Below are 5,480 nucleotides of genomic sequence, written 5' to 3' on the forward strand. Positions count from 1 at the left end.
CCGCTGGCTGACGCATCAATCTCAGCCAGAACGAATCAGGCGAGCGAACAAACGGCGCGGTTTGCATTGATGCTCAACGTGAAAGCTCAGCGGACGGCGAAGCCGTCCGCTGCAGCGAAGGGTTGGGCATCGGCCTACTTTTGCTGCGCACTGTTGGCGGCCTTCTCGAGTTCAAGGCGGGCGCCTTTGAGATTGACCTCCATCTCGGAGGCGATTGATGTGAACTGCTCCTGAATGAGTGCTGCAATCTGGGGGCGCTTGGCCACGGACGCCTTACCGGCCGGGGACTCATAGAAGCGAGTGATCTCCAACATCTCGGATTCGTTGAAGACCTTCCCAAAGATCGCGGCGTACCGCGGCCGAAGGCTCTCCGAAGACAGGCTGCGTTGCAGTTCGGCAGCAAGCGCTGCCTCGTACTTGTCGATGGCCGCGCGCAGCGGCGGGGTGATGCCGGGCTTTGCTCGCCACTTAGCAATCTCGGCCTTCACTTCGCGATCCAAACGATATCCCCAAGCCTCGCGAACCGGCTCAAACTGATACGCGTTCAGGAAGCGCTCAAGCGTTTGAGGCGTCGGCTGCTGAGCGAGCGCCGGCTGAATAAGCAAAGTCAGCAGCAGCGCGGAGAGAACTTTTGTCATGCTTGGAAATAAATGAATTGATCGATGCTCAACGAGGCTGTCCAAAAACCCTGTATCCGCAAGCACTCCTGCCGTGCAGCCCGCATGAATGGCTGTTGAATCGAGTCGGTGACTTCATCGGTGACATGGGCTGAATTTTCGGTTCCATGGCGCCTGCGCGCCTGCCTGACCTCAATTGTGTCGTCTGCTTGTCCGGTTACTGAACCCCGGATTGCCCGAACCCCGCCTTCGATAGCTTTTCGATGTTGTGAACTAGGCAGTACAGGCTCCATTGCGTTCTGACCTTGGCTTGGCCCCGATGGTTAAAGCGGCTCAGCCGCTTGTTGTGACGCAGGTTTGCAAACACCGGCTCGACGGTGCCGATGCGCTGGCTATACAGCTGCCGGCCTCGCGGTGAATCGATGGCCTGGCGCATGCGCTCGCTGGGGTGATTGGGCTCTGGCGCCTTGGGCCGGAAGCGGCTGACTTGCCGGCCCCGCAGCAGCTGGCTCTGCGGCGCACCCCGGCTTTTGATGCACTGCCGGCGCAGCCCGCAGGGGCCGCAGTCCGCCACTTGGGCGATGTAGGCCTGGTACGGCTGACCGCTGGCCGTGATGTGCAGGGTGCCCTTGCTGCTCAACACTTTGCCCGCCGGACAGGTCGCCGTGTTGTCTTCGTTGAAGTCGAAATCCTTGGGCCGAAAGTGCTTGATTTCTTCGGGCTGGTCGCTGGCCTTCTTCTGCGACAGCGGGTCAGGCTTGGCCTTGTGTTTGCCTTGCCCTTCGAAGCGCTCATCACGCTTGCGCATCTGGTTGTCGGCTATCAAGGCGGGGGTGTGGGTGTCATGCAGTTGCTGCACGTTGGCGTCGCTGTGATAACCCGCGTCGGCTGTGACCAGGGTGTTGTCATCGCGCCAGGGTTTGGCCTGTTCGATCATGGGCGCCAGCATGCTTTGCTCGGAGCCTGAGCCCACCACATCGGCGGCAATGATGATCTGGTGGGCGCTGTCCACCGCTGCTTGCGCGGCATAGCCCTGGATGACGCCCTTGTTGGTGGCCATCTTGGCGCTGTCGGGGTCGGTGATGTTGGACTTCAGTTCCTGGCCCTTGCTGTTCAAGCGCTTGGGGTGCTTGGCGACGAATTCACGTGTGCGCGCAGCCTCTTGGCGCAGCTCGTCCATGCGAGCCTGACGTTTGGTGTCCAGCGGCGCCTGAGCGCCTTCCTTGTCTTGGGCTTGGTGCAGCGCCAGGATCTTGTCCGCAGCCTTGTCCAGGCGATCGGCTCGGTGACTCAGTTCTTCATGCGTGCCGCTGCGCTCTTTGCTGGCGTTGCTGGGGAGCTTGACGCCGTCGATGGCGAACATGTCACGCCCGATCAGGCCCTGGGCGTCGCAGGTCATCAAGACCTGGCTGAACAGTGGCCTGATCTGGTCGCTCAGGGAGGTCACAAACTTGGCGATGTGGGCATGGCTGGGCTGGCTGTCACCGCTGAGGGCGATGAACTGGACATTGCGTGCGCAGGCGGCCACGATGCTGCGGCTGGAGATCAGGCCTTGGCTGTAGGCCAGCAAGACGATCTTGAGCATCACGCGCGGGTCGAAGGCGCTGGCGCCCGTGGCGTCGTTCTTGAAGCGCGCATCCAGTGCCGTCAGATCAAGCTCGTGCTCAACCAGGTAGTCCAGCGCGAAGGCGAAGCTGCCCGGCAAGATCTGTTCTGACAGCACCACCGGAAGCAACAGCGCGTGGCGATCACAGGGCTTGTAGCGGGGCATTGCGGGACTCCTGAACGAGTCCGCTCATTTGACGCACTAGGCGTCAAGAAATGAATCGGTGGCGACCCGACTTCAGGTTATTTGACAGCCTCAACGTTTGAGCTCAGCGGACGGCGAAGCCGTCCGCTGCAGCGACCGGTTAGGCGGCTCGCAATCACCTGCTTCACGGACTGACGACTCGCTATGCATAGGCAACCTTTGACGCCAGCTCTGGATATTTGTCRGTCATCTCCTGAAGACAGCCAATCATGAGTTCGGCGTCTCCAGGCAATCTGGAGCTGAACTCGGTCCAGCCGACGAAGCGAAGCGTCTCGGGCATATCGACCAGGCCGGTGATGGCGTCCCAGAAGGCGTTCCAGTTGCAGCCATACCAACCAGGGAAGTCGAGCGAGTCCCGTAAGAGTGCTTGAAGTTCCGCAGAGCTGCTCGCCTTCGCAAGATCAATCTCAATGAGCGCTGCCCGTCCCATAGCCGCCTAACGTGTTCTGTGGAGACAGGCGGCGCTGCCTAGGCAGGCGCGCTGCGCTCTAGATCGGCGCATTGCAGCGCAGGCAAGTGCTTGAATCAACACAAAAAGTCTCCCGTTCCACTGCATTCCATACAGCATTAAATTTCCGGCAAAAGCGGCTCGCACTTACAAGTTCTCTGCCGTGCGTTGACGCCTGATGATGCCAGCGGCGCTGGCTCTCGCCCCGCCGCCGCCAACCGCTGCAGACCCAGGTTTTCCCTGGTAGTTCCAGCCCTACAAAAACTCGCCGCCCCCCACGATTCCGCGACGACGCACTGGTTCCTAGAGTCGCTCCCATCCTGAGGAGCACTCGATGACGCACGATCCATACGACGCGGACCGGCCTTTGCTGATGCATTGCGCCTGCGGCCAGCACGCCAGCGCTGCTGACCATGCTGCTGCCGAACTGCGCGCCCGCAGCGAAACGGCCGACTTCGAGGCCGAGTCCGCCAGCTTCGTCGAAGCCACGATCGTGAAGGCGCTGTTCCCGCAGGACGCGCTGCGCCGCCGCTTCCTGAGGGCTGTCGGCCGCAACACCGCGATGGCCGCCATCGGTAGCGTGCTGCCCATCGCCTCGTTGCAGGCAATGGCCCAGGGCGGTCAAGGGCCGCTGGAGAAGAAGGACCTGAAGATCGGTTTCATCCCCATCACCTGTGCCACGCCGCTGATCATGGCGCACCCGCTCGGCTTCTATGCCAAGCAGGGGCTCAACGCGGAGGTGGTGAAGACGGCGGGCTGGGCGCTCATCCGCGACAAGATGATCAACAAGGAGTACGACGCGACGCATTTCCTGTCGCCGATGCCTCTGGCGATCAGCCTGGGCCTGGGCGCGCCCGCCACGCCGATGAACGTGGCCACCATCCAGAACACCAACGGCCAGGCCATCACGCTGAGCGTCAAGCACAAGGACAAGCGGGACCCGGCGAGCTGGAAGGGCTTCAAGTTCGCGGTGCCCTTCGAGTACTCCATGCACAACTTCCTGCTGCGCTACTACGTGGCGGAAGCGGGGCTGGACCCGGACCGCGATATCCAGATCCGCGTGGTGCCGCCGCCCGAGATGGTGGCCAACCTGCGCGCCGGCAACATCGACGGCTTCCTGGGCCCGGACCCGTTCAACCAGCGCGCCGTGTACGAGGAGGTGGGCTTCATCCACCTGCTGACCAAGGAGCTGTGGAACGGCCACCCCTGCTGCGCCTTCGGCACGAGCACGGAGTTCATTCAGAAGAACCCCAACACCTTCATCGCGCTGTACCRCGCGGTGCTGACCGCTGCGGCGATGGCGCGCGAGGCCAAGAACCGTGAGCTGATCGCCAAGGTCATCGCGCCGCAGGCCTACCTGAACCAGCCCGAGACCGTCATCGCCCAGGTGCTGACGGGCAAGTTCGCCGACGGGCTGGGCAATGTGAAGGTCGTGCCGGACCGTGCCGATTTCGACCCCATGCCCTGGCAGAGCATGGCCGTGTGGATGCTCACGCAGATGAAGCGCTGGGGCTATCTCAAGGGCGACGTGAACTACAAACAGATCGCCGAAAAGGTGTTCCTGCTGACCGACGCGCGCAAGCAGATGAAGGCGCTCGACCAGGCCGTGCCCGAGGACAAGACGGGCGGCTATCCGAAGTTCAAGGTGATGGGCAAGGAGTTCGACCCGACGAAGCCGGATGCCTACATCAACAGCTTCGCGATCAAACGCACATGAAGCCCTCGCTTGCTTTCCGCGCCGGCCTGCTGTCGCTGCTGCTGCTGGCCTGCCTGCTCGGTCTGTGGCACCTCGCCACGCTGGGCAGCGGCGCCAGCGCTGCGCCTACAGCCGCGATGACGCCCGAGCAGATCGAATACGCCAAGCTGATGGGCAAGCCCGTCGACGCGACGCCGGTGGCGGCGAAGAGCGGCTTCCCGACGCTCGCGCAGATGGGCCGCACGGTCGTTCACCACCTGTCCGAACCCTTCTACGACCGCGGCCCCAATGACAAGGGCATCGGCCTGCAACTGGGGTACTCGCTGGGTCGCGTGGGGCTGGGCTATCTGCTCGCGGCGCTGGTCGCCATCCCACTGGGCTTCGTCATCGGCATGAGCCCGCTGATCTACCGCGCGCTCGACCCGTTCATCCAGGTCTTGAAGCCCATCTCGCCGCTGGCCTGGATGCCGCTGGCCCTCTACACGATCAAGGACTCGGCCGCGAGCGGCATCTTTGTCATCTTCATCTGCAGCCTGTGGCCGATGCTGATCAACACGGCTTTCGGCGTGGCCGGCGTGCGGCGTGAGTGGCTGAACGTGGCGCGCACGTTGGAAGTCACACCGCTGCGCCGCGCCTTCGAGGTCATCCTGCCGGCGGCGGCGCCCACCATCCTGACCGGCATGCGCATCAGCATGGGCATCGCCTGGCTCGTCATCGTGGCGGCCGAGATGCTGGTGGGCGGCACGGGCATCGGCTACTTCGTCTGGAACGAGTGGAACAACCTCAGCCTGCCCAACGTCATCTTCGCCATCCTCGTCATCGGCCTCGTGGGCATGGCGCTGGACCTGCTCTTCGCCCGCGCCCAGAAGGCCATCACCTATGTCGACTGAACTCGTTCAGGTGCAGGGC

At 62.9% G+C, this 5,480-nt stretch carries 5 protein-coding genes; 2 read left to right on the forward strand and 3 right to left on the reverse strand.

The window, feature by feature from the left end:
* Positions 1 to 134 precede the first annotated feature (134 nt).
* The 3 genes from ACXJKR_RS22880 to ACXJKR_RS22890 form a co-directional block, all read right to left on the reverse strand.
* Entirely contained in the window at positions 135 to 638 is a 504-nt protein-coding gene (locus ACXJKR_RS22880; RefSeq protein WP_457324760.1) for a DUF2059 domain-containing protein, read from the reverse strand.
* A 196-nt stretch (positions 639 to 834) separates the two neighbouring features.
* Positions 835 to 2,388 carry an IS1182 family transposase gene (locus tag ACXJKR_RS22885; RefSeq protein ID WP_457324761.1) on the reverse strand — a complete coding sequence of 518 codons (1,554 nt, stop codon included), beginning with the start codon at positions 2,386 to 2,388 and terminating at the stop codon, positions 835 to 837.
* Positions 2,389 to 2,569: 181 nt separating this feature from the next.
* Positions 2,570 to 2,857 carry a barstar family protein gene (locus tag ACXJKR_RS22890; RefSeq protein WP_457324762.1) on the reverse strand — a complete coding sequence of 96 codons (288 nt, stop codon included), beginning with the start codon at positions 2,855 to 2,857 and terminating at the stop codon, positions 2,570 to 2,572.
* A gap of 352 nt (positions 2,858 to 3,209) precedes the next feature.
* Here ACXJKR_RS22890 and ACXJKR_RS22895 point away from each other — a divergent pair, with 352 nt between their 5' ends.
* On the forward strand, positions 3,210 to 4,592 hold the full coding sequence (locus ACXJKR_RS22895; RefSeq protein WP_457324763.1) for a CmpA/NrtA family ABC transporter substrate-binding protein: 1,383 nt from the start codon (positions 3,210 to 3,212) through the stop codon (positions 4,590 to 4,592).
* Positions 4,589 to 5,461, forward strand: a complete 873-nt coding sequence (gene ntrB / locus ACXJKR_RS22900; protein WP_457324764.1) for a nitrate ABC transporter permease — start codon at positions 4,589 to 4,591, stop codon at positions 5,459 to 5,461. The genes ACXJKR_RS22895 and ntrB overlap by 4 nt, the downstream gene beginning before the upstream one ends.
* Positions 5,462 to 5,480 lie beyond the last annotated feature (19 nt).

The organism is Roseateles sp. P5_E11, from assembly GCF_054049355.1.

Excerpts from the sequence above, each read along its gene's own strand:
- ACXJKR_RS22880 (WP_457324760.1), bottom strand. The coding sequence starts at position 638 with ATGACAAAAGTTCTCTCCGCGCTGCTGCTGACTTTGCTTATTCAGCCG.
- ACXJKR_RS22885 (WP_457324761.1), bottom strand. The coding sequence starts at position 2,388 with ATGCCCCGCTACAAGCCCTGTGATCGCCACGCGCTGTTGCTTCCGGTG.
- ntrB (WP_457324764.1), top strand. The coding sequence starts at position 4,589 with ATGAAGCCCTCGCTTGCTTTCCGCGCCGGCCTGCTGTCGCTGCTGCTG.